The 22,148-nt window shown below is 47.0% G+C and carries 19 protein-coding genes; 2 read left to right on the top strand and 17 right to left on the bottom strand.

Translation table 11 applies throughout. The features are described from left to right. Positions 1–70: 70 nt before the first annotated feature. Positions 71–1,690, bottom strand: coding sequence for an ABC transporter permease subunit (locus ACQ5BJ_RS22760; protein WP_430112487.1), 1,620 nt, complete (start codon positions 1,688–1,690; stop codon positions 71–73). Next, a complete protein-coding gene (locus ACQ5BJ_RS22755) occupies positions 1,683–2,435 on the bottom strand; it encodes an ABC transporter ATP-binding protein (RefSeq protein WP_430112485.1) in 753 nt (250 codons plus the stop codon). Before ACQ5BJ_RS22755 ends, ACQ5BJ_RS22760 begins: the two co-directional genes overlap by 8 nt. Positions 2,436–2,657: 222 nt before the next feature. On the opposite strand from ACQ5BJ_RS22755, the gene ACQ5BJ_RS22750 reads away from it, so the two are divergent. After that, entirely contained in the window at positions 2,658–3,419 is a 762-nt protein-coding gene (locus tag ACQ5BJ_RS22750; protein ID WP_268600553.1) for a DeoR/GlpR family DNA-binding transcription regulator, read from the top strand. 808 nt (positions 3,420–4,227) lie between these two features. Here the strand turns inward: ACQ5BJ_RS22750 and ACQ5BJ_RS22745 are convergent. From ACQ5BJ_RS22745 to ACQ5BJ_RS22720, 6 genes are all read right to left on the bottom strand, one after another. Next, the gene (locus ACQ5BJ_RS22745) at positions 4,228–4,749 is read right to left on the bottom strand and encodes a hypothetical protein (protein WP_005543089.1); all 522 of its coding nucleotides are present in this window, start codon (positions 4,747–4,749) and stop codon (positions 4,228–4,230) included. Positions 4,750–4,763: 14 nt separating this feature from the next. Continuing rightward, on the bottom strand, positions 4,764–5,627 hold the full coding sequence (locus ACQ5BJ_RS22740; protein WP_005543091.1) for an SAR2788 family putative toxin: 864 nt from the start codon (positions 5,625–5,627) through the stop codon (positions 4,764–4,766). Between the two features lie 1,429 nt (positions 5,628–7,056). Beyond that, on the bottom strand, positions 7,057–8,718 hold the full coding sequence (rlmD, locus tag ACQ5BJ_RS22735) for a 23S rRNA (uracil(1939)-C(5))-methyltransferase RlmD (RefSeq protein WP_430112482.1): 1,662 nt from the start codon (positions 8,716–8,718) through the stop codon (positions 7,057–7,059). Positions 8,719–9,276: 558 nt separating this feature from the next. Further along, entirely contained in the window at positions 9,277–10,185 is a 909-nt protein-coding gene (locus ACQ5BJ_RS22730; protein ID WP_040734869.1) for a diacylglycerol kinase, read from the bottom strand. A 206-nt stretch (positions 10,186–10,391) separates the two neighbouring features. Then, positions 10,392–11,462 carry a sirohydrochlorin chelatase gene (locus ACQ5BJ_RS22725; protein WP_430112480.1) on the bottom strand — a complete coding sequence of 357 codons (1,071 nt, stop codon included), beginning with the start codon at positions 11,460–11,462 and terminating at the stop codon, positions 10,392–10,394. A gap of 4 nt (positions 11,463–11,466) precedes the next feature. Further along, on the bottom strand, positions 11,467–11,757 hold the full coding sequence (locus tag ACQ5BJ_RS22720; RefSeq protein ID WP_005543099.1) for a YerC/YecD family TrpR-related protein: 291 nt from the start codon (positions 11,755–11,757) through the stop codon (positions 11,467–11,469). Positions 11,758–12,039: 282 nt separating this feature from the next. On the opposite strand from ACQ5BJ_RS22720, the gene ACQ5BJ_RS22715 reads away from it, so the two are divergent. Further along, on the top strand, positions 12,040–12,579 hold the full coding sequence (locus ACQ5BJ_RS22715) for a hypothetical protein (protein ID WP_005543101.1): 540 nt from the start codon (positions 12,040–12,042) through the stop codon (positions 12,577–12,579). A gap of 59 nt (positions 12,580–12,638) precedes the next feature. On the opposite strand, the gene ACQ5BJ_RS22710 is transcribed toward ACQ5BJ_RS22715, so the two are convergent. The 9 genes from ACQ5BJ_RS22710 to purH form a co-directional block, all read right to left on the bottom strand. Beyond that, a complete protein-coding gene (locus ACQ5BJ_RS22710; RefSeq protein WP_040735182.1) occupies positions 12,639–13,637 on the bottom strand; it encodes an inorganic phosphate transporter in 999 nt (332 codons plus the stop codon). Between the two features lie 104 nt (positions 13,638–13,741). Then, a complete protein-coding gene (locus ACQ5BJ_RS22705; protein ID WP_005543105.1) occupies positions 13,742–14,353 on the bottom strand; it encodes a DUF47 domain-containing protein in 612 nt (203 codons plus the stop codon). Positions 14,354–14,804: 451 nt separating this feature from the next. Beyond that, positions 14,805–15,635 carry an alpha/beta hydrolase family protein gene (locus ACQ5BJ_RS22700; RefSeq protein WP_005543106.1) on the bottom strand — a complete coding sequence of 277 codons (831 nt, stop codon included), beginning with the start codon at positions 15,633–15,635 and terminating at the stop codon, positions 14,805–14,807. A gap of 306 nt (positions 15,636–15,941) precedes the next feature. Further along, the gene (locus ACQ5BJ_RS22695; RefSeq protein ID WP_005543109.1) at positions 15,942–16,187 is read right to left on the bottom strand and encodes a hypothetical protein; all 246 of its coding nucleotides are present in this window, start codon (positions 16,185–16,187) and stop codon (positions 15,942–15,944) included. Positions 16,188–16,255: 68 nt separating this feature from the next. Further along, on the bottom strand, positions 16,256–16,834 hold the full coding sequence (locus ACQ5BJ_RS22690; protein ID WP_289354663.1) for a TetR/AcrR family transcriptional regulator: 579 nt from the start codon (positions 16,832–16,834) through the stop codon (positions 16,256–16,258). Between the two features lie 72 nt (positions 16,835–16,906). Then, positions 16,907–17,698 carry an ABC transporter permease subunit gene (locus tag ACQ5BJ_RS22685; protein WP_430112476.1) on the bottom strand — a complete coding sequence of 264 codons (792 nt, stop codon included), beginning with the start codon at positions 17,696–17,698 and terminating at the stop codon, positions 16,907–16,909. Further along, positions 17,698–18,768: an ABC transporter ATP-binding protein gene (locus ACQ5BJ_RS22680; protein WP_289354661.1), complete on the bottom strand. Its 1,071-nt coding sequence runs from the start codon at positions 18,766–18,768 to the stop codon at positions 17,698–17,700. Before ACQ5BJ_RS22680 ends, ACQ5BJ_RS22685 begins: the two co-directional genes overlap by 1 nt. A gap of 209 nt (positions 18,769–18,977) precedes the next feature. Continuing rightward, complete coding sequence (gene purD, locus ACQ5BJ_RS22675; protein ID WP_430112473.1) at positions 18,978–20,285, bottom strand: phosphoribosylamine--glycine ligase; 1,308 nt, start codon at positions 20,283–20,285, stop codon at positions 18,978–18,980. A 10-nt stretch (positions 20,286–20,295) separates the two neighbouring features. Further along, positions 20,296–21,843 carry a bifunctional phosphoribosylaminoimidazolecarboxamide formyltransferase/IMP cyclohydrolase gene (gene purH / locus ACQ5BJ_RS22670; protein WP_430112471.1) on the bottom strand — a complete coding sequence of 516 codons (1,548 nt, stop codon included), beginning with the start codon at positions 21,841–21,843 and terminating at the stop codon, positions 20,296–20,298. Between the last annotated feature and the right edge of the window lie 305 nt (positions 21,844–22,148).

Genomic DNA, 22,148 nt, shown 5'->3' with positions numbered 1-22,148 from the left:
ACATTCCAACCATCGTAATCCCTCGCTTTTATTATTATTTAGGCATATCATAGATAAGTTTCAAGCCTGTTTAACGATGAATCGAAAATCTCTTTTGCCCATAATCACATAGCAGTTTCACAATCAGATTGCTGAAGAAGATCAGCATCGACAATACGAAAATGTCATTGAATTTGGCAAAATGCTGAAGCTCCTTGATTTTACTAGCAACGACAGCGGTTTGGGTGGATACGAGAAATATGATGCCGCTGATCGTAACCATCGCATTGAGGAAATAATATCCCAGCATCTCGATCACCGTCGCAGCCGAATTAGGCAGGACTACTCGATAGACCGTCTTGAACCAGCTATCTCCAAGTAGTTCTCCCGTCGTTTCCCAAGAAGGATTCATCTTGGAGAGCGAATTCTTCGCCATCAAATAAGGTGTTGTAAAGAAATGCACGATATTGCACAGCACGATGATCGTAACGGTCCCTTTCAAGCTGCTTCCATTAAATAAGAGCAAGTAAGAGATACCAAGAACCATGCCAGGCACCGTATTCGTGATCATCGAAGCCATATCGGTGAGTGATCTTGCCCTTAATGAAGTCCGTACATTGAGAAGCGCAGCACAATAAGCAACCAACGTACCAAATACGGAAGTTAACACGGCAATCCAGATCGAGTTCCGATATACCTTCGTTAAATCACTGGATTGAAGTACACTTAGGACATGTTTTGATGTAAAAGTAAGATCATAAGGATATCGGCTCAACCACGGCGCGATAAACATGATGGCGAATATCGACAGCATCATAAAGACGATGACAGAAGACACGGTCACGAAGCTAATATCGCGCAGTCGATGTGTGGGCAGCTCGATTTCTCCAAGTTGATCATAGTGAAAGTTGAGCTTCTCTAAAGACTGCAGCAGCCATATTGCGAATATTGCTGGCACAAGCATGAGCACCGCGATGACAGCCCCCTGATTCAGATCAGGAATGGAGCCCAGCATGACTTGATATAACTGGCTAGCCACCACCGAATAGGTTCCGCCCACCGACGCCGGTATTCCAAAGTCCGTAAAGCTTAGGATAAAGGAAAGCACAAATGCCCCGCCCAATGCCCCTGCCAACGGTCGAAGAATCGTATTCGCAAAGCTTCTTAACGGTCTGTCGCCCATCAGATGAGACACGATAATAAACTTTTTATCCATATATTTAAATGCGTTATGAATCAATAAAAAGGCTGGCGGAAGTGTATAAATGACGTAACCGATCAGCAATCCATTAAAGCCATAGATATCGAACAAATTTTGTCCTGCAAGCTTGGTCAGCAATCCCTGATTGCCAAGTGAATACATCATGGCAAATCCATACGTAATTGTCGGAAGCAGCATGGGAAGAACGATTGTCGTCTTCAGCATGCCTTTGAAGGTCCGATGAGCACGTGTACAGTGAATCGTGTACGCAGGGATGAATGCCAATATTGTTGTTAGGATTGCAGTCACAGTTGATACCTTTATACTGTTCAAGGCAGCTATCATCATCTCATCGTTCATCCAAATCGAGCGGTAATTGGCAAATGAAAAGCCTTGGTCTGTCTCGAAGGATCGAATAAATAGGACAAGCAGCGGCAAGAACAAAATAACGGCGAACAAAAAGAATATGGCGATGAGCAGAATCCGCATTTCCGGCTTTACTTTATGCATATCGCTCACCAAACAGATTGAATATATTCTGCCGCTTAATCTGCAACTGCTTGATAATAAACTGTTTTACAAACTCATTACTCGGCTGCCCAATAATCTCTCTCGGCGTACCATATTGCGAGATTGTGCCTTGATTGATAATCAAAATTTTATCGGAAAGGGTTAATGCTTCCTCAGGGTCATGGGTAACAATGATCGTCGTGAGCTTGAACTCCCTGGCAATGGATTGGATCCGTTGTTTGATCGATTCTTTAATGACTCCATCCAATGCGCTGAGCGGTTCGTCTAGCAGCAGGATCTTCGGCTTCGTAACCAAAGTTCTAGCTAAAGCCACTCTCTGCTTCTGTCCGCCTGATAATTCACTGATTCGCTTGCTTAGATGCGGCTTCAGTTCCAAAAAATCAATATAGTCTTGAACCTCCCGCTCGCTCACGCTTCCTTTCTTATTGCGCAACCCATAGATGATATTCTCGTAAGCATTCAGATTCGGAAATAACGCATAATCCTGAAATACGATATTAAAGCCGCGCTTTTTCATGGATACATGTGTCATGTCCAAGCCGTTATACATAATGCTGCCATGATCCAGCTTCGTTAGGCCAAGAATAATATTAAGCAGTGTCGTTTTCCCGCTCCCGCTTGGGCCGAGAAGCGATACAATCTCGCCAGATCCTATCGCTAAGCTGATATCTTGGAGCACCATTTTGCCGTCAAATTGTTTGCTGATATGTTGCAGCTTAAGCAATCGGCTCACCTCCCTTAGTCACACCCCCATTATATAAATCAATGATCAAAGCAAATGCAGTTTTATGTAAATGTTGCGTAAATCATGCATATATATTTCATATCTTTTGCATATATTGTGCGCCATGTTTAATGTTCAGTTAAATATATAGTCCATTTATTGAATGTGAACGGTGCAGTCGGTACACTGTAGGTACAATATCAATCGATAATAGGTGAACTTATGCTGCCACTTGAAAGACAACAAAGAATTATAGAATTGCTTGCCATCAAAAAGGTGCTTAAACTGCCAGAGCTGGCAGCCGAATTAGCGATCTCCGTGGATACACTGCGACGAGATCTGAATCTATTGACCAAGCAAGGGAAGATCGAAAAGATATATGGCGGTATTAAAATCGTGGAGTCGAAGTATGGAGAATCCTCCATGGATGAGCGGATGGTTAGCTTATTTGAGGCAAAAGAAAACATCGGTAAAATATGCAGCGAGATGATCGACGATGGGGATTGCATCTATATTGACAGCGGCTCCACCACCTATCACATCGCCAAGTTTATTAAAAACAAGAGCAATCTCACGGTGGTCACCAACTCCATCCCCGTGATCAGTGAGCTCATGAATACCGATGTTGAACTGATTATTATCGGAGGAAAAATCCGCAAAGAAGAACATTCCGTAGTCGCGTACGATTATATTTTTAATTTTCATGAATTAAATATTCGAAAAGCATTTATCTGCTGCAGCGGCATTACGGTGGAACGAGGGATCTCGGATTACAATTTGGAGGAAGCGATTACACGCAAGAAGATGATCGAACTGTCCAAAGAAGTGTATATCGCGGCAGACAGCACCAAATTCGGGAAAGACGTTAAGATTGCCATTACACCACTAGATAATGTGAACGCCATTATTACCGATGCGAATATCGATCCCCGTTACCCGCCGCAATTTAAGTCGATACGAACGAAGCTAATCCTTGCAGATTAACAGGCTTGCGGACGGATAAAAACATACTGCTCGTACATTGAAGCGGAGCATAGCACTAACTGGCTTATTTACCATCAGGAGAAAGATGGGGCATGGAAACCACATGCTTATGTATTGAGTCAGGTAATCATGAAAAAGAGGGGTCATCGCCCCTCATTACTATTTATACCAATACGTACTTGATTTAATTGTCCTTACGCACCATCACTGCCACCGATTCCACATGCATGGTCTGTGGGAACATGCTATTGGGGTAGAAGAAAAAACTTACGTGCCGATGGTTTCTAGTACGGTCGGCTTCGCCTTGTATAGTAATTCGGAGCAATTCAAAGAAAACGGAAGACTGAAAAAGTAGGAATTTATCTGTTTTTTTGTGATGTTCCACGGAAGCAAAATCACCGCTCAAGGCTTAATTTGCCCGAATACAGCGATCGAGGGGCTAAACTGTTTCACAAAATTCTAGGGTTTGGTGCATATGTCAAAGGGATCTAAATTTTTTTACTACCGGTATCCAGGATTATGAAAATAAGTCGAGTTTTAGCGATAAGCTAGTTAGTATTGCGGTGGGGTTAATAGCCTTACGCAGTGCGTGGAAAGCAGCGCGAAACAAGAAAAACCACCGGGATTAGGTTGGTCGCCTTGCAATCCGATGGTTTTTCGATCATTTGATTAAAACGCCGTAGTCGCCCACAAGCTTTTGTTAAGAGTCACGATGCTGGATACATCGTGCTTTTTTTATTTTACGCTTCTTAAAAAATCGTTGACGTGTACATGGTATGAGGATTTGCATTCTTTTCCTTACACATTATTAAATCTTACCTAAGGAATGTAGTACATTTAAATAATGCTCATAATAATCGTTACCTAAAGCACAATCCTCAGGGCGAATACCTTTAAGAATAATGAGTTCCCATAATATTTTTTCACATATACCCTGCATGGTAAACCCTGAAATAGTTTTTTGGTCGGCGCTCTCCAGTATGATATGAATCCGCTTTCCTTCTTTGATTTCTTTCCAAATTTCCTCTGATTTTGTACGAGATAATCCTTCCGGATGAACATAAGTAGAATTTACATGCGACATTTCTATGTGAATTTCTTTTTCATATTGAGTATATAGAGTGGATAAAAAATCGACATCGTTTATTACAAAATATTTAACAATTTGATCAAAGTTAACACAATGGTCCTTCTTCAAGTCGTCAAAGAATGTTTTATCATCCATCTCAACTGCTTTATAATTCGTCATCAATATTTCTTGAACTGCGGATATACTGTATGATGTTGGTAAATTAGACTCTTTAAATTTATGATCAAGTTCGTTTAGCATACAAGCTCCTTAATTTAAAAGAATGAATGTCCACCTGTTCTATCATGCGTATGATAGTGTGCATAATAGAAGAATCCAGGAAGTTGGTCGCAAGTTAGCTCAGGACCTTTCGATTCTTTACCTCCTCCAGCTGTTCGAGCAACTAAATCTGCATAAGCGGATGATTTAGACCACACATTCTGCTCGGCTTTAACAAGCATAGGATTTACCAATCTAAATGCCGCTGCCTCCAAAGACATACCATCACCAACCCAAACTTTCCCCCCTATTATTTTTGCCATGAAATGATTAGCAGTTTTATCTTCTCGTAATTTGGATAAAACACCTGCTTCATTAAGAGCAACATAAGTTACTCCTGCAATCAACATTGCCGTTCCAGCAGCAAGCAATTGACCTAAAAGCCATTCGCCGATGATAACACCGATTGGAACAAACCACACCAAAGTAGGTACAAATTTATCCTGATTAATATCATATGTTTTATTTGTCTCTACATCAATAAATGTGGCATTAATTTCGCCGTCTTCTTTAATGTCATTAATAACAACGCTATAAGTTCTTCCTGTTTCATTCGTTAGTTCAGATTTTTCATTGGTCGTTAAAACGATTTTACCTGTTTTCTTATCAACTTTCATATTTCCAGTAACTTTTTCGTTTTCATTAAAATACGAGCTGTAAGAACTATTCACTGGTTCACGGAGACTAGTTTCAATTACCAGTTCCTGATCATTGTCTGAAATCACTTGATAATTCGAAGCGAAAGAATCTGTTTGATGGCTTTCTGCGTATACTTGGGGTTGGACTGAGAAACATAAAAACATAACTGTTGCAAGAATACTAGCTACTAAAGTTCTCATGATAGATTTCGAAATTCTCAAAAACGACACCACCTATTTTCTGGGATTTTTGTTCAAATTTAATATATCATGAATGTATATTCTTGGGAAGTTTTATTTTTTATGGTATTATAGGCGCTTTTTATTCTATCATTAAATATCTCCATGTATCTTATAAAGAGCGTAAAATATCTTGTGTAAATAGATATATAGCAAAAAGGAAGACCTTTTTTTCTAGATTGAGCTACCACACTACAATCCAAAGAGAAGAGATGTTAGACATTTTATTGGTGAAAGTAAGAATGGGCAGAGACTTCAGAATACATCTGAGTTTCTATCCATTTCTTTGTTCATTTACAATTACATTGTGAAGTTGTAAAAGGTATTAGTTATTATTAGTGATTAAGCTATCGTTCTCCGTTAGTTTAATGACAAATATATGCTGGTTTTACCTCGTTTTAAAGCGAGATAGTTGCTGGCTGCGCTGTTCAGTTGGCTAGTGCAGGGTTGTCTGCTGATTCCGCTTCTTCGAAATAACTCCTGCCGGTTCGAGGGCCGAATGTATAAGTTCGTGTTTCTCTATCCTGCTTGCGACATAAGCCCTATCCCATGAATCGTATCTAACTGCATAATTGATTGCCCATGTTGCGAGATTGATCCCTGTATACAACCGACATTGTTAGAACGATACATCATAAGAAAGTCGATACTTCTTTTTAATTTCATAATAACCCCAATTATGTAAATGTGCCATATCTTCTTTAACGAATAATGGCATTAGCGCCAAATCGATATAATACCGGAACAAAGGCTGTTGATTGTCCTTTTTGCTGAAAGGCTTGATGGTTTCTTCGCGCGTGCCCACCTGAAGCCGCGAACATGTATGCTGGCAGAATCATTGGAGATGCACTTTACATTCTAATCTGAACAAGGGTGAATCTCCTGAGTGCCTCTTCGAGGAAGGGGTAGAGCCTGATGAAATGATCCGGCCTATCCTCGAAAATTTGAGAGTTAAAACAGACCCGCAATGAACCGCCTTTTCACCACGAACGACCTCACCATTGATTTAACAAGTTCATTAAAAATGGGTTTAGATATATCCGGTTTCATGACTTAAGGCATACATCTACTACAATTCTGATTAACCAGGGAGTGCACGCCAAAATTATCTCGGAGCGGAGCGTCTTGGTCATGGCTGCATTACAACAACAATGAATCTCTATGGACACGCTCTCCGATCTGCCGATAAAGCATTTACGGATAAATTTCTGTATTTGAGTCGTTGTTTACATCTAATTCAGTACAAGAACATTAAAGAAGACGCCTGGGATTTTCCTGGCGTCTTCTGATTACTTGGGCTAAACCCCGATCAATTTTTGCATCAAATTTACATCAATTAGGGTCTTCGATTTCTCTATTACTAATATTTAATTACTGTTTCACGTCAAGAAATCAAATAAACATAAGGGATTCACTGTGCTGTTCTATCCCTACTCAGCAAAGCCACCGATTCCACATGTGTCGTCTGCGGGAACATATCCACCGGCTGTACCTCAATGACACGGTAGCCACCATCCGCCAACACTTGCAAATCGCGAGCAAGCGTCGACGGATTGCATGACACGTACACCATGCGCTCTGGGCGCATGGCGAGCATCGTATCGAGCAACGCGGGATCGCAGCCCTTGCGCGGCGGGTCGACGACGATGACGTCAGGCGTTACGCCCTGCTCCTTCCAGCGCGGGATAACGTCTTCTGCTGCGCCGACGGCGAATTCCGCATTCGTCACCCCATTCAACTCGGCATTGCGGCGTGCATCGGCGATCGCTTCCTCGACGATCTCAACACCGAGTACCCGCTTCGCGCGCTGCGCAAGGAACAACGAGATTGTCCCGATGCCACAGTACGCATCAATAACGGTCTCGTTCCCTGTCAGACCCGCATACTCGACAGCCTTCTCATACAGCACTTCCGTTTGGACCGGATTTACTTGGTAGAAGGAGCGAGCAGAGATTTTGAACGCAATATCTCCGATATAATCCGTAATATATTCTGAGCCCCATAATACACGGGTTTTATCTCCCATAATAACATTCGTGCGCTTTGTATTAATGCTCTGGCAAACGCTCTTCAACTGCGGCAAGGCCTCAGCAAGCTCGGCTACGATCTTCTCCTGATGCGGCAGCTTGTCCCCATTCGTCACGAAGGTGATCATCAGCTCATTCGTGCGGAACCCGACACGCATCATCACATGGCGCAGTAGCCCTGTATGCTGCTCCTCATTATACGGCGCAATGCCGTATTTCCGTACAACTTGCTTCACCGCACGCATCGCGTCGTCATTCATTTCATGCTGGATCAGGCTCGTATCCGTATCAATGATCCGATGGCTCGCCTTCGCGAAGTAACCGCCGATCAGTTCGCCAGTACGCTCATTTTTACCGATCGGCATTTGGCTCTTATTCCGATAGCGCCAAGGCTGCTCCATTCCAATCGTCGGCCATACCTTGATCGGATCTTCTTGAACCACAGCTGTGACACTTAGGCCGCTCAGACTCTGTTCTTCGCTAGCCTTATCCGCCGCCACCGCATTCCCTTGTTCAATATCAGGCTCAGAAGCGTGGGAGGCATCACCAGAAGCGACACCAATTTCATCTCCGGTCTCACCTGTGCCTATCTGCTCCACTTGGAACTTCCCAATGCGCTCCAGCACGTCGACGACATGCTGCCGCTTCCAGACCAGTTGCTCACTGTACGCCATATGCTGCAACTGACAGCCGCCATATACATTCGCCGGATGCTCCAACTCCACACGATGCGGGCTGTCTGCAAGGCGCTCCAGCACCTTCGCATATCCGTACTGCTTTTTCACCTTCAGCACAAGTGCACGCACCTGTTCACCCGGCAATGCCCCTTGTACGAACAGCGTGAAGCCGTCAGCACGGCCCACTCCGTCACCGTCATGCGTCAATCCGATAATATCCAGTATAACCTCATCGTTTTTCTGTACCGGAGCACTGTGCACGCGTGCATGTGCCGCGCGTCCACCCACCGCTTCCTGTGAACGCGTCGCAGATGCAGACTGTCCTCCATTTCGGCGCATCGGCCGCTTGCCTTGCTTGTTTCCTTTCACCCTAGTTGCCCTCCTGTTATGTGCTCACAAAACCCATCTATTTTGAATGCTATTCGCATTGCTTGCTATCATCATATGTTCATGCTCTTTCTTATGTCGGTAAATCACAACCTAACTACATCTTCCACAACGAACGAAAGCAGTTCAAAACGAATCAGAACGAGCAAATCCGCTCCTACACAGCCTCGATAATGCCAGTCATATTGTACCCTGCTTGCTCCGTATATAGATCATGGCACCATCATACCATAATCCACCCGCCAACAAGAAGTGCTCCTGCATTGTCCTGGCTGCATCATCCGTTTCCACACCAAAAAAGATAACCGCAAAGCGCGCTCTCCCCGCACAATTGCCATCGCCTCTTGCTTCAACAACAAAACGGCTTGACCCGTGCCCCTTACGGCAGCAAGTCAAGCCGAACATTCCATGCGATAGAGAAATGACATTCTCAAACCAACACCTTTATCCCTAAGCACAGGTACATGAAAGTAACCGTTATTTACCGAACGTACCTTATGCCTTATGACACAATCACTTCACTTCCATGCTTACGAACTCCTACGCATAAGTTGCATCTGGGTTATCTGCAAAAATGCGCAAATGCCCTGGCAGCACCTTGAACGTCGCCGGCAGCAATCCGCCGAATTCACCGTCCAAATTGAGCTGCACTGCATCCGGCGATGTAACCGTAACCCGATTCGTTTGCTTGTGAATGACAAGCGGATCATGAATATGCTCTCCCCGAAGAGCCATACTAGCTACACGAACGAACTCCACAAGATTGCAGCGCTTCAGCATAATGACATCGAAAAGACCATCATCAATCTTCGCCTCGGGCGCCAGCTTCTCGAAGCCGCCAACCGAGTTCGTATTCGTAATCAAGAACAGCATAAACTCCTCATGATAGACGCCGTGACCCTCCAGCTCTATGCGCAGCTCAGTCGGGCGCAGACGCGTCATCTTCTCCAGCCCTTTCATATAGTAGGCAAGCTGTCCGATGACCGTCTTCAGCTTGCTGGGCACTTCGTACGTCAGCTCCGTCAAGGAGCCCCCGCCCGCAATATTGATGAAATACTTCTCGTTCGATTGCCCAAGGTCTATTACGCGAGTCGCCTGACGTGTAATAATTGAGCAGGCATACTCCCAATTGCGCGGAATGCCGAGCGCACGCGCGAAATCATTCGTCGTTCCGAGCGGAATAATGCCAAGCGGCGGCCGCTCCGGCTTGTCCGCCATTCCGTTGATAACCTCATTGAGCGTACCATCCCCGCCCGCTGCGATAATCATATCGTACCCGTTATCGATCGCCTCTGCCGCACTTGCTGTTGCGTCCCCTTCGCCTTCCGTCGCATGCGTCGTTGTCTCGATGCCCGCTGCATCCAGCATCTGCAATATATCCGCCAACCGCTTTCGGCCTTCCTCTCGGCCAGATGTCGGATTATAAATAAGTCTTGCTCTCTTTACCATGAATACTTCACCCATTTACAATCTATTCACGTTCAATCGATTTCACAACCTGCCACCAAAGGCTCAAGTGCAATCCGCCGGCCGTCATTCGATCCGTTTCTTTCCGTTCAGCATACCTATATCCAAGCAACCTAATATTAAGATTCATACTACCATATCCAGTTCTATTACTTCCATAGCACGACCAACTCACAATTAAAATGCTGCTAAGATGTACGTGCTTCCATCAGTCTCAGTAGACGAACAGCCTCCTGCTGCAGCCACTTGCTTAAGGCCGGATGAGGCAGCAGCGCCTCCCCATCGTACAGAACCGATACATCTTTAAACCGCTCTGGAATAACGTGAGAGGTGAAATAGCCCCGACTGAGAAATACCGGAACGACTGCTACACGGCGCTCCATGATCCGTTCCTCGAGCGCATCCGCCCCAATACGAAGAGTATCCCTGCCACCAACGAAATCCAGCGGAACGGCAAGCTGCTCGGCTCTGCCGCCCCATCCCATTTCATTTTGGCTGCTCGTCAATACATGCGATAAGCGCTGTACCGCATCTGCAATATCCTCACAGCAGAGCAGCGCATGCGAAGCACCTGCACAAGCCCCCCGCTGTACAAGATGGCGCGCCAGCCGCCTCAAACTGGAATGCCAGCGTGAAGTAAAAGGTTCATATCGGCTGCCGTGCGCCACTAGCAATACTGCATCTGCATGGGGACGTACGCCAAGCCCGCGCAGCCGTGCCTCAATCATGTCTAGAAGGAGTTCCTCCTGACCTTCCGATCGTACAAACAAGCCGCTATCGTCACTCCATTGCTCTTCATTCATTTTACGATATGGGGAACTAGCTGTTACTTCTCTCGATGGTTCCGCACAATCCACACAAGCAACGCCACTATTTATACGATCAATCGGGGCCTCTGCCAACGGAACAACATCCCCACCGTCAAGCGGACGGCCATAATAGACGCAAGCCTGAACTTGGAAAGGCTCCAAATCTGTCTCACAGAGCGGAGCAGGCTTCACGCCTAATGCATATGCTATCTCATCCGCATGCGTACTACCCGCAGACACGAACAAGGGGATGACCCCAATGTGGTTCACCCCTTGCGCTTCCAATGTATCAATGCCATATTGTATATCTCGTCCTGGCACACATTCCAAGTAGGAAGATGCGACGGCAACCCCTTGAGGCCATTGTGCCTGTGCGATTGCTTCTTCCACCAGTGTAACCCAGGATTCATCTCTTGAACCGTGGCTGATAATAAGCAGTCCCGGCTTCATCAGATTATTTACCTAAGCGTTCCAATGCCATTTTATAACCATCATTGCCGTAATTCAAACAGCGCTTCACACGCGATATTGTAGCTGTACTTGCTCCGGTCTCCGCTTCAATCTGATTGTACGTACAGCCTTTGCCCAACATGCGAGCAACTTCCAACCGCTGGGATAAGGATTGAATTTCATTTACCGTGCACAGATCATCAAAGAAAATATAACACTCTTCCACTGATTTCAGCGTCATAACCGCCTCAAACAGCTGGTCGATCGACTTATCGTTCAATTTTTTCAATTGCAACCTTATCCACCCCTACATCAATGCTTGTTACCATCATTGTACTTCCTTTGTCAGACCTTTTCAAGCGTTACAGTTGTCCTGCGTTAGTGAATTACTGTAAAAATATAGCGCTTCCATAAAAGATTGGGCGTCCGCCTACGGGCGATCGTCCAATCGAGTTGTTCGCCTATCACATACATTATATTATCCCATATGAATGCAGAAAGCACTAAACAATATTGATTGAAGCATGTCTATGAATAAGCACACCTGCCATACTTATAAGAAAAAGGTCGTGATGATATGAATAACCCTCGCCACCACGAGAGGGCACCCTTACCATCGCAGTTGATGAACGTGCCGACACTGCCGACGCGGCAAGGAGACAAGGCACATATTCGTAGCTTTAGCCCTGATCCGACTTCATACTCCCCTTCATTCGCACCGCCATCTCCTATAGAGACTACCGCCATCGTTCCATTTAGTCAGGCAGCAGAATCTCCAATTACCACAGTCGTAACCGAGGCTGCAGAGGCCAAAAAAAGCGGCTTCTCCATTGGTGACATCAAGCAGGTCATTGATCGAATGGGCGGAATCGATGGCATCGTAGAAACGATGGGCAAGGTACAAAAAGTCATGAACAGTGTATCTCAGATTGCTCCTGTCGCGAAGCTGCTTATGGGCACACTCCTCCCAGGCAAAAAGAAGGACGAAGAAGAAGAGGAAGAAATTGAATATACGCCCAAGCGCAGGCGCCGCCGCAGACGGACGACAGGCAATAACCGAACACCATCCTTCGGTAAGCAGCGCCAACGCACCAACAGGCCACCACGCCGTCGATAATCGAACCAAAGCAAAGAGCCGGCTCTCCATTGAGAGAGCCGGCTCTTTGTGCCTCTATATTAAAAGAACAAATCGACTATTTTGAATACAATCATCGCAAGTGCCGCACATATCGGAATCGTAATGAACCAAGTCACTACAATTCGTCCTGCAACGCCCCACTTCACCGCCGAGAAACGCTTGGCGGAGCCTACCCCCAAGATCGCGGAGGTAATAGCATGCGTAGTGCTAATAGGCAAATGCGTCAGCGTTGCCGACATAATAACCGAGGCTGCAGACAAGTCTGCGGCAAAACCGTTAATCGGTTCGATTTTGAAAATCTTCGTTCCCATTGTCTTAATGATCTTCCAGCCGCCTATCGAAGTACCGAGAGCCATTGCAGTTGCAGCGGCAAGCTTAACCCAGAGCTGCACTTCCATTTCGGTCTGTAATTGTGCAGTGACAAGCGCGAACGTAATAATCCCCATTGCCTTCTGCGCGTCATTCGTACCATGTGTGAATGATTGCAGAGCTGCCGTAATAATTTGACAGGTTCGGAACCCTTTATTTACGGTATGTGGACTGTGATTGCCGAAAATCCACTTTAGCAGCGTCATAACAATATAACCGACAGCGAACGCAATAATTGGCGAAATAATAAGACCGAGGACGATATTTTTAAATCCGCCCAAGTTCAAATAGTCGGAGCCGGCACCGATGAACACTGCCCCTGCCAATGCGCCAATAAGCGCATGCGAGGAAGATGACGGAATACCGAACCACCAAGTAACCAAGTTCCATATTATGGCTGAAATAAGTGTCGCCATAACGATTTCAAGTCCATTCTCCAGCTTTGCTGGATCGGCAATGCTGCCGCCTATCGTCTTGGCAACCCCTGTAAAGGTCAGCGCCCCGGCAAAGTTCATCACAGCGGCCATCAAAATGGCAACACGCGGCGGAAGCGCCCTCGTTGACACCGACGTGGCGATCGCATTCGCCGTATCGTGGAAGCCGTTAATAAAGTCAAAGGCAAGCGCCAAGAAAATAACGACGCCCACGATAATCATCGTAATATCCATATTCATTATCTATGTGATTGCACAGCACTACCCATCGTCCGTCCGCGCAATCCCTACCTCCTTCGTACACTAAAGCTAGCTTATTATACGTGATACGACAGTTACTAGGAATTCCGCATAACGATCGATTCAAGCTGCTTCGCAACATCTTCACAGCTGTCCGTCGTTTCCTCAAGACGCTCGTATACGTCCTTGCGTTTGATCAATTCGATTGGATCCTTTACATCAGCGAACAAGGCACGGACACCACGGCGGTAAATATCATCCGCGGAGTTCTCCAATTCATTGACGCGCACGTTATGCTCGCGGATAGCAAGCAATTTCTTCTGCGACAACAAACGAATTGCCTTCTGTATTTCATAAGTACTGCGCTTGATGACATCAGCGAACAGTACGACAATTTCATCACGTTCAATCATTTGGTACATGTCGAAACGCGAAGCACTGGCCTCCATCCCATCAAGAACATCGTCAAGCGCTGTCGTAAGCGCCATAATGTCCTCGCGCTCAATCGGCGTAATAAATGTTTTATTGAGCTCTGTCAAGATCGTATGTACATAGACGTCACATTTACTTTCCAGATCCTTCATTTCTTTCGTAAACGCCAAGACATCCGTCAAATCTTCTACACCTTGTGCGAACGTTTCTGCCGCTTGAACGAGCGTATCCGCCATGTTTTGCAGCGTTTCGAAAAACACGTCCTTTTTCTTGAACATTCCCGAGATCTCCTTTGCAACAAAAATTGCATGTGATGTAATCTTCTAAACCTTACATATCTTATCATAGGATACCGTGGTTTTGTAAAGAAATCGTAAACCAAACGTGAGCAAATGTCGAAACTTTAGCCCTATTCATCGCCAGAATTTCTCTCTTATTCGACAATTTTCGTCGTTTTTCATAAAAAGTACGGCAAAATACCGTTCTCACGCCGTTTTTCGCTCACTATTCAATTTTTCCCATAAAGGAATGTTAGATATGGCATAGACAGGAATGAAACAACATGCTATACCTGACATACGGTATAGTTTCCGCCTTTTTTTGAAAAGACATACATAAAAACCACATGCAATTCTCCCTGTCTAAAAATAAAAAAGACGAAGCGATATAGCCTTCCGGCTGCTGCTTTCGTCTCAGTTCCTTTACGTTCCGTTTTAATCCGCCGCTCACTTATATGCTCCAATTCGCCCATTCTTCCTGACGCTTCTCCCAGCGCTTCAGCCACTGGAGCGTGCAGGTGAACAGCTTTTCCCGATGCTTGCCATCCGAGTACGTATGGTCGGCTTGAAACACAATTTCCTTATCGCATTGTCCGTCACTGCGCAGCCAGAATACCTTCTGGTACAGGAAGCTGTAATCGGCCGGAATAACGTCATCACTCGTACCGTGCACGAGCAGCACATCGCCGTTGAACTTGCGTGCTTCTTGGAGCGGTTGATGGACGCCAAGCGCATTAAAATAGGCAGGTGCAAAGGAATACCCCAAATAATCCGCCGAGCCTTGCGTCATTGCTATGTCATATTGCTCACGTCCTACGATACGCACAATATCGTTGAATGGGTAAGCAACAGGCGACCAGAGGACAAGCCGCTTAATGCGCTGATCGCGCACCGCCGTCAATATCGCCACAGCCCCGCCCAAGCTGTGACCAATGAGCGTTACCCGCTGTGGATCAACATCTCCGCATCCAAGCGCATAGTCCAGAATAGATTGCGTTTGGCTGATCATGTCATCCAATCCAGTGTGTCCGTAATCGCCCGTGCTCTCTCCGCAGCCCGCGAAGTCGAAGCGCACGACGATATGACCTTCGCCTGCAAGCCTGCGCGCCGCATTGACGAATAACCGGTCAACCCCAATCCGGCTGCCCACGAAGCCATGACAAATGATTGTCACAGGAGCGCGCCGCTTCACACCGCGCTCATATGGTGCCCGCTCCTCAGGATAATGAATCGTCGCCGCTAACCGCTCTTCTTGCCATCGTATATCGATATGTCGCTCCATCAATAATCCCCTGCCTTCCTCCGCTCTCAGGTACGGGCAACGCACCTGGATTCATTTATTTCATATAATTCCGATTAATATACTATGTTTTATCAAAGTGTACTCCCTCTGTTCCCACTCTGTCAAGAGAATAAGACAAGAAAAAACCGCAATACCGATGTTCCGGCATTACGGTTTTCAACTGCAAGCGCTCCTTATTATCCATTTCCAAGGAGCTGACCACTTCTTCATCCAATTAACAGCATGTAAGCTTACCTGCAATCCGTTCCAGAACTGGAAAAGCTCATCCCAGTCATTTTCTCCGCATCAATCATATAGGCCGTACAAACGCTGCATCATCTGATGCGTTTCAAGCGTTCCTTCTGTCATCCCCGCATGCATGTGTCCTGCGGCAAGACCATAATCGTCTGTGTCTTCGGATTCATCCGGCGAGGATGCGCGATTAGCGGTATATGCTTGTTTAATTGCAGATGCTTCCTCAGGACCTCGCGATTGTTCTTGATTCAAATAAAGCTTCGTAAGTCCTTGTTCCGATCCGCGATTCTCTTCCATCCTTGTCACCCTCCTGCCGTATGTAATGATTGGAGCATACGACATTATTATGGGGCGCAAGGTTAATTTTATTCGCGATCCGATGGACGATCAGACATGATCCCATAGCACAGCATTGTCGTAATTTGGTCAGACAGTGTGCGAACGTTCATCCGCTTATCCAAATTGCCTGGCTGGAGAAAGAACTGCTTCATCGACACAATGTAACGAACAACCAAATGCGGGGACAGCTCCTTGCGAATATCTCCCCGTTGTTGTCCTCGAAATATCGCCGCTTCGAACTCAGGAATGACATGCGCCTCCTGATAGGCCATCATTTTCGCAAACAGATTTGGATAGTACTGTGTTAAATCGTTAATAAACGTCAGGGATATACGATCGAAGGGCTGATACTTCAGTAGAAGATCGAATAGTTCGTATATGTTCCCCGCCTCGTCCATGACCCGCAGCAAATATTGATGGCTTTCATGAGCCATTCGGTCTGTAATCGCCTCAAGCAGCCCTTCTTTGCTCTGAAAATATTTATATATCGTCATTTTCGCAACAGGAACCGCCTCCGCGATCTGCTCCATGCTCGTATCCTGAATCCCCCGTTCGAAAAACAGCCGCTGTCCTGCATCCATAATCGCGATCGCTTTACTGTTCAACTGGCGAATCGTCCCCTTTCCGTACGGACATAACTCGGGGGCTATGCCGTTAGCAGGGACATCACCTTCCCTTTACAGATCCCGCTTCGACAGCACAAGCCAACCGAAGAACAGTCCGCCTGCATATATCCCTATCGTAATAAATATGCCCTGCCAAGGCAAGCTGCCTGAGTCGAATAAATCCTTGCCATTGAACACCGTGAACAAGCTGACATCAGACAGCCAGGCAAGCGATTGCTGCATACCCGACAGGAGATGGAAGAGGAATGATAAAATGACGATTCCAATACTTAGTGACATGCCTGCTCGCTCGGAAGTTACAAATACGGTCATCACATACCCGATTCCAGCAAAAGCTAGTGCCGCCAGCAAGCCCGCAGCCGTAAACACGAGCAGCAAACCTGCATCTGCTACCGTACTGAACATATTGCCAAACCATAATGTCACCCCATAGCTGACAGCCGCAATCAGGAGAAAAGCAACAAGATGCGCGCTGGCCTTGCCTAGAAACAGCTTGCCGCGTGATACAGGCAATGTGAACATAAAATCAACCGTGCCCCGATCCCTTTCCCGAGCTACTGTGGACGAAGCCCACATCGCAGCGAAAATGCCCAGCAGCATCATGTAGAACACCAACGGTTCCCCTGCCATCCAGCCCTCAAAGCTGCCGAACATCTCTACATGCATGCCGAATCCCTCCAGCAAGGCTGGCGGAAACTGCTTCAACGCCTCAAGTAAAGAGGTATTGGTCATGTAGACATCGCCCAGACCAGCGAACATCATTTGGAACACAAGAATAATACTTGCCCATATAAAAAAGCTGCGTCGATTCGTCCTCCATTCATAGCAGAACACCCGCCACATTACGCCTCTCCCCCTTTGCGCTCATCAGAACGCTCACGTGAATGCCCAATTTGCGGTGAGTGCTCTTCTGTTATCTCCTGTTGATGCTTTGCCTGCGATAGCTGCTCTTCCGTACGCTCCGAGGAATGCTTCGCCTGCGATAGCTGCTTCACTTGACCTTGCGCAGGAATTCCTCCATTCCCTCTCACATCGTACTCTGCCATGAACAGCTCCTCCAAGGAAGGCTGCTCGATTCGTACATCCTTCAATTCATATGCGGCAATTCGCTGCAAAGCCAGATGAAGATCGCCCTGCAATAGCAAACGGTGCTCGATTCCATCGTATACAGCATCCGGATCAATATCCCGTAGCTGGTAAGCCTCGATGCAGTCGCCTTGCCGCTTGAATTGAACATGGGCAATCCGTTGATCCTTGCCTGGAATAGCGTCCACCTCGCATACCCGCAGCAATTTCCCTTCACGGATGAAGGCGACACGGCTGCACAGCTTCTCTACCTCGCTCAAGATATGTGTGGAGAAGAAGATCGTAGCTCCACGATCATGATATTCCTTTAGAATCTGGAAAAAGGTGTGCTGCATGAGCGGATCAAGTCCTGATGTCGGTTCATCCAGAACGATTAAATCAGGTTGATGAAGCAGGCACTGCACGATCCCAAGCTTCTTGCGATTGCCAAGCGAATACGATTTTACACGCTTGCTGACATCCAGCTTTAGCCGTTCAGCTAAGTTCATCGCATGGGTATCTTGCAGTGACAAGCCATTCATGCGAGCAGCAAAATCGAGCACTTCCTTGCCCGTTACATCTTCGTTGTAATGCACCTCCGATGGCAGATACCCAATTTTTCTCCGCACATCAGGACGCTCCCTACGCATGACTTCTCCGAACAACTCCACCGTACCGGTCGTTGGACGAAGCAACTGCATCATCGTTCGAAGCGTAGTAGACTTTCCTGCTCCATTTGGTCCAATAAATCCGAAAATTTCTCCCTGCTTCACTTCCAGATTGACATCATCGATACCGCGCTGTACTCCGTACCTTTTCGTTAGATTGCTCAGCTTGATCACGTTCATGCGACACCCCCCAATCTATACTTTAAACCGTTTGTTAGTACATCATATTCCGTTCATGGCGAAATTTACAATGTTGTTTTATACTCAATACTAATAAAAAGTATATCCCTTTCACTCAAAAGCTCTTTCCTGCTCATCATTTCATTTTGGTTGATTTTTATACGCACTGCATAAAAAAAGAGGAGCATCGCTCCTCTTCCCCATCTGTCCTATTTTGAATGTTCAACCAACCGTTCTGACTTCGCACTGATATCATTCCGATATTGCATGCCATTAAATTGGATGAGGCGGACAGCCTCATATGCCTTCGCTTTAGCTGCCGCTACATGATCGCCTATGCCGACAACGCCCAGCACACGGCCTCCAGCCGTTCGCCAAGTACCATCCTCATCACGCGATGTACCTGCGTGGAACAGCAGCGCATTAACGGATGCTGCATCCAATCCCGTAATGACATCCCCCTTGCTCACCTCACCAGGGTAGCCGGCTGCTGCTACGATCACGCATACAGCAGCATGGTCATGCCATTCCAGCTCGATGTCGTTCAGCTTACCTTCCGAGACTGCCCATAGCACCTTGAACAGATCAGTCTTCATTCTTGGCAGCACCGACTGCGTCTCCGGATCGCCAAAACGCGCATTAAACTCAATCACCTTCGGCTCCCCCTCCGGTGTAATCATCAAGCCTGCAAACAACAAGCCATGGAAGGAACGTCCTTCCGCCACCATTGCCTTTGCTGCCGGTTCAATGATTGTCCTGCATGCCTTCTCTATAACGGATGACGAGAATTGCGGCAATGGGCTGTAAGTGCCCATACCGCCAGTGTTCGGTCCGCAATCGCCATCGAAAATCGGCTTATGATCCTGTGCAGGCTCACATAGTCGCACCGTTTCACCGTCGACGAAGGCAAGGATCGACATTTCCTCGCCCTGCATGAACTCCTCAATGACAACCTTGCTGCCGGAAGCGCCGAATTTGCTATCTACCATGACCTCCTGCAGCACGTGAGCTGCTTCCTCATGGGTCTGAGCAATGACCACACCCTTGCCTGCTGCAAGCCCGTCAGCCTTAATCACAACCGGCAATGTATGCTTTTCAATATACGCCAGCGCTTCATTGAAATCATCAAACGCAGCGTATGCCGCAGTCGGAATGCCGTACTTGCAGAGCAGGTGCTTCATGAACACTTTACTCCACTCAATCTCTGCCGCCTTCCGGTCGGGACCGAATACCCGCAAGCCATGAGCCTTCAATACGTCGACAATACCGCCTGCTAATGGATCGTCAGGACCGATGACAACGAGATCAATCGCCTGTTCAGCGGCATATTTGGCGATGCCTTCGTAATCGTTCACAGCCAATGGTACGCATTCGGCAAGTTCAGCAATGCCTGCGTTGCCCGGCGCGCACAGCACCTGTTCCACCTGCGGACTGTTGCAAAGCGCCCATACAAGCGCATGCTCACGACCGCCGCTGCCGACGACCAACACTTTTTTCCCAATGTGCTCCATGTACATGAACGCCTCCTTAATGCTTAAAGTGACGTACGCCTGTCATTACCATGGCGATGCCATGCTCATTTGCTACTTGGATGGAATCATTGTCACGAACAGATCCCCCCGGCTGGATAACAGCTGTAATCCCAGCTTCAGCAGCCAAGGCCAACGTATCTTCCATTGGGAAGAATGCATCGGACGCAAGCACCGCACCGCGCGCCTTCTCGCCCGCTTGTTCGATTGCGATGCGAGCTGCACCTACACGGTTCATTTGTCCCGCACCTACGCCTACTGTCATGCCATCCTTCACAAGCACGATCGCATTCGATTTTACATGCTTCACAACGTTCCAGCCGAACAAGAGCTGCTCTAATTCTTCCGGAGACGGCTCGCGCTCAGTTGCGACCTGAACACTGTCTGCATTCAAGGAATGCAAGTCGATGTCCTGTACAAGGACGCCGCCGTCAACAGTCGTCAATTGACGGGATGGAACACGCTGCTCAGGGGACGGGACCGCTCCGATTTTCAGTAGACGAATGTTCTTTTTCTGCGTAAGCACCTCAAGCGCTTCCTCCGTGTAGCTAGGCGCAATTACGATTTCAAGGAAAATTTCATGCAAAAGGCGTGCTGTTTCTCCGTCAATCTCCCGATTTGAAGCAACGATTCCGCCGAATATGGACGTCGGATCGGACTCATACGCCTTTTGGTACGCCTCCAACACCGTATCGCCAATCCCTACACCGCACGGATTCATATGCTTCACAGCCACTACCGCTGGAGCTCGAAACTCACTGACAATCGCAAGCGCGGCGTTAGCATCATTAATATTATTGTAGGACAACTCCTTGCCGTGCAGTTGCTCCGCAGTCGTAATACTGCCCGCGCCAGCCAATGGGCGACGATAGAAAGCTGCATTTTGGTGCGGATTCTCCCCATAGCGAAGCGGCTGCTCCAGCTCATAAGTTACAGTCAACCGCTCTGGCCATTGTTCTCCGACCTGAGCCGTCAAATATTCAGCAATAAGGGAATCATATGCGGACGTATGGCGGAATACCTTGGCCGCAAGACGGCGGCGCGTTTCGATTGTGGTATCTCCGTTTGCACGAACTTCCTCGAGTATAGTGCCATAATCCGCAGCGTCAACGACAACCGTGACATCAGCATGATTTTTGGCAGCAGAACGCAGCATCGTCGGTCCGCCGATATCTATATTTTCAATTGCATCCTCATAGGATACGCCTGATTTCGCAATCGTCTGCTGGAATGGATACAGGTTAACTACGACCAGATCAATCGTAGACAAACCGAGCTCGTCCAACTGCTGCATATGAGCCGGATTGCTGCGCATCGCCAGCAGACCGCTGTGCACAGCTGGATGAAGCGTCTTAACCCGACCGTCCAAAATTTCCGGAAACTCTGTAACATCAGAAATCCCAGTCACCGGAACTTGCTCCTGCTCAAGCAATGATTTCGTACCGCCTGTCGAAATAATCTGCACACCCGCTTCAGCCAGGCTGCGCGCAAATGCTACAACGCCCGTTTTATCGGATACACTGATAAGCGCTCTTCGAATCGCCATGTTGTCCTCTCCCCTGCTAAACTTTGGCATTTTAGTTAAAAATCATTGAAATGCGTTACCGGATAGAAGTCTATATCATGACTCCCTATCAGCATGTCTTCACACCACTTCACATCGTAGAACACCACATCACAAACATCGCATCATACAGCATCTCATGACATACGTTTCAGCATATAAATCGCATAAATATCGCACCACATTGCAGAACATCACACATATCACATAAATATCACATCAACATCAGCTCGTATCCAATCCAATAATCCCATCAACGTCCTTCACCAGTGGAAAAACTGATGATT

The organism is Paenibacillus sp. B1-35 (assembly GCF_050474385.1).
GTDB classification, from domain to species: Bacteria; Bacillota; Bacilli; order Paenibacillales; family Paenibacillaceae; genus Paenibacillus_B; species Paenibacillus_B alvei.
Note: the sequence above shows the minus strand (reverse complement) of the source record. Positions and strands in the feature narration are given on the sequence as shown.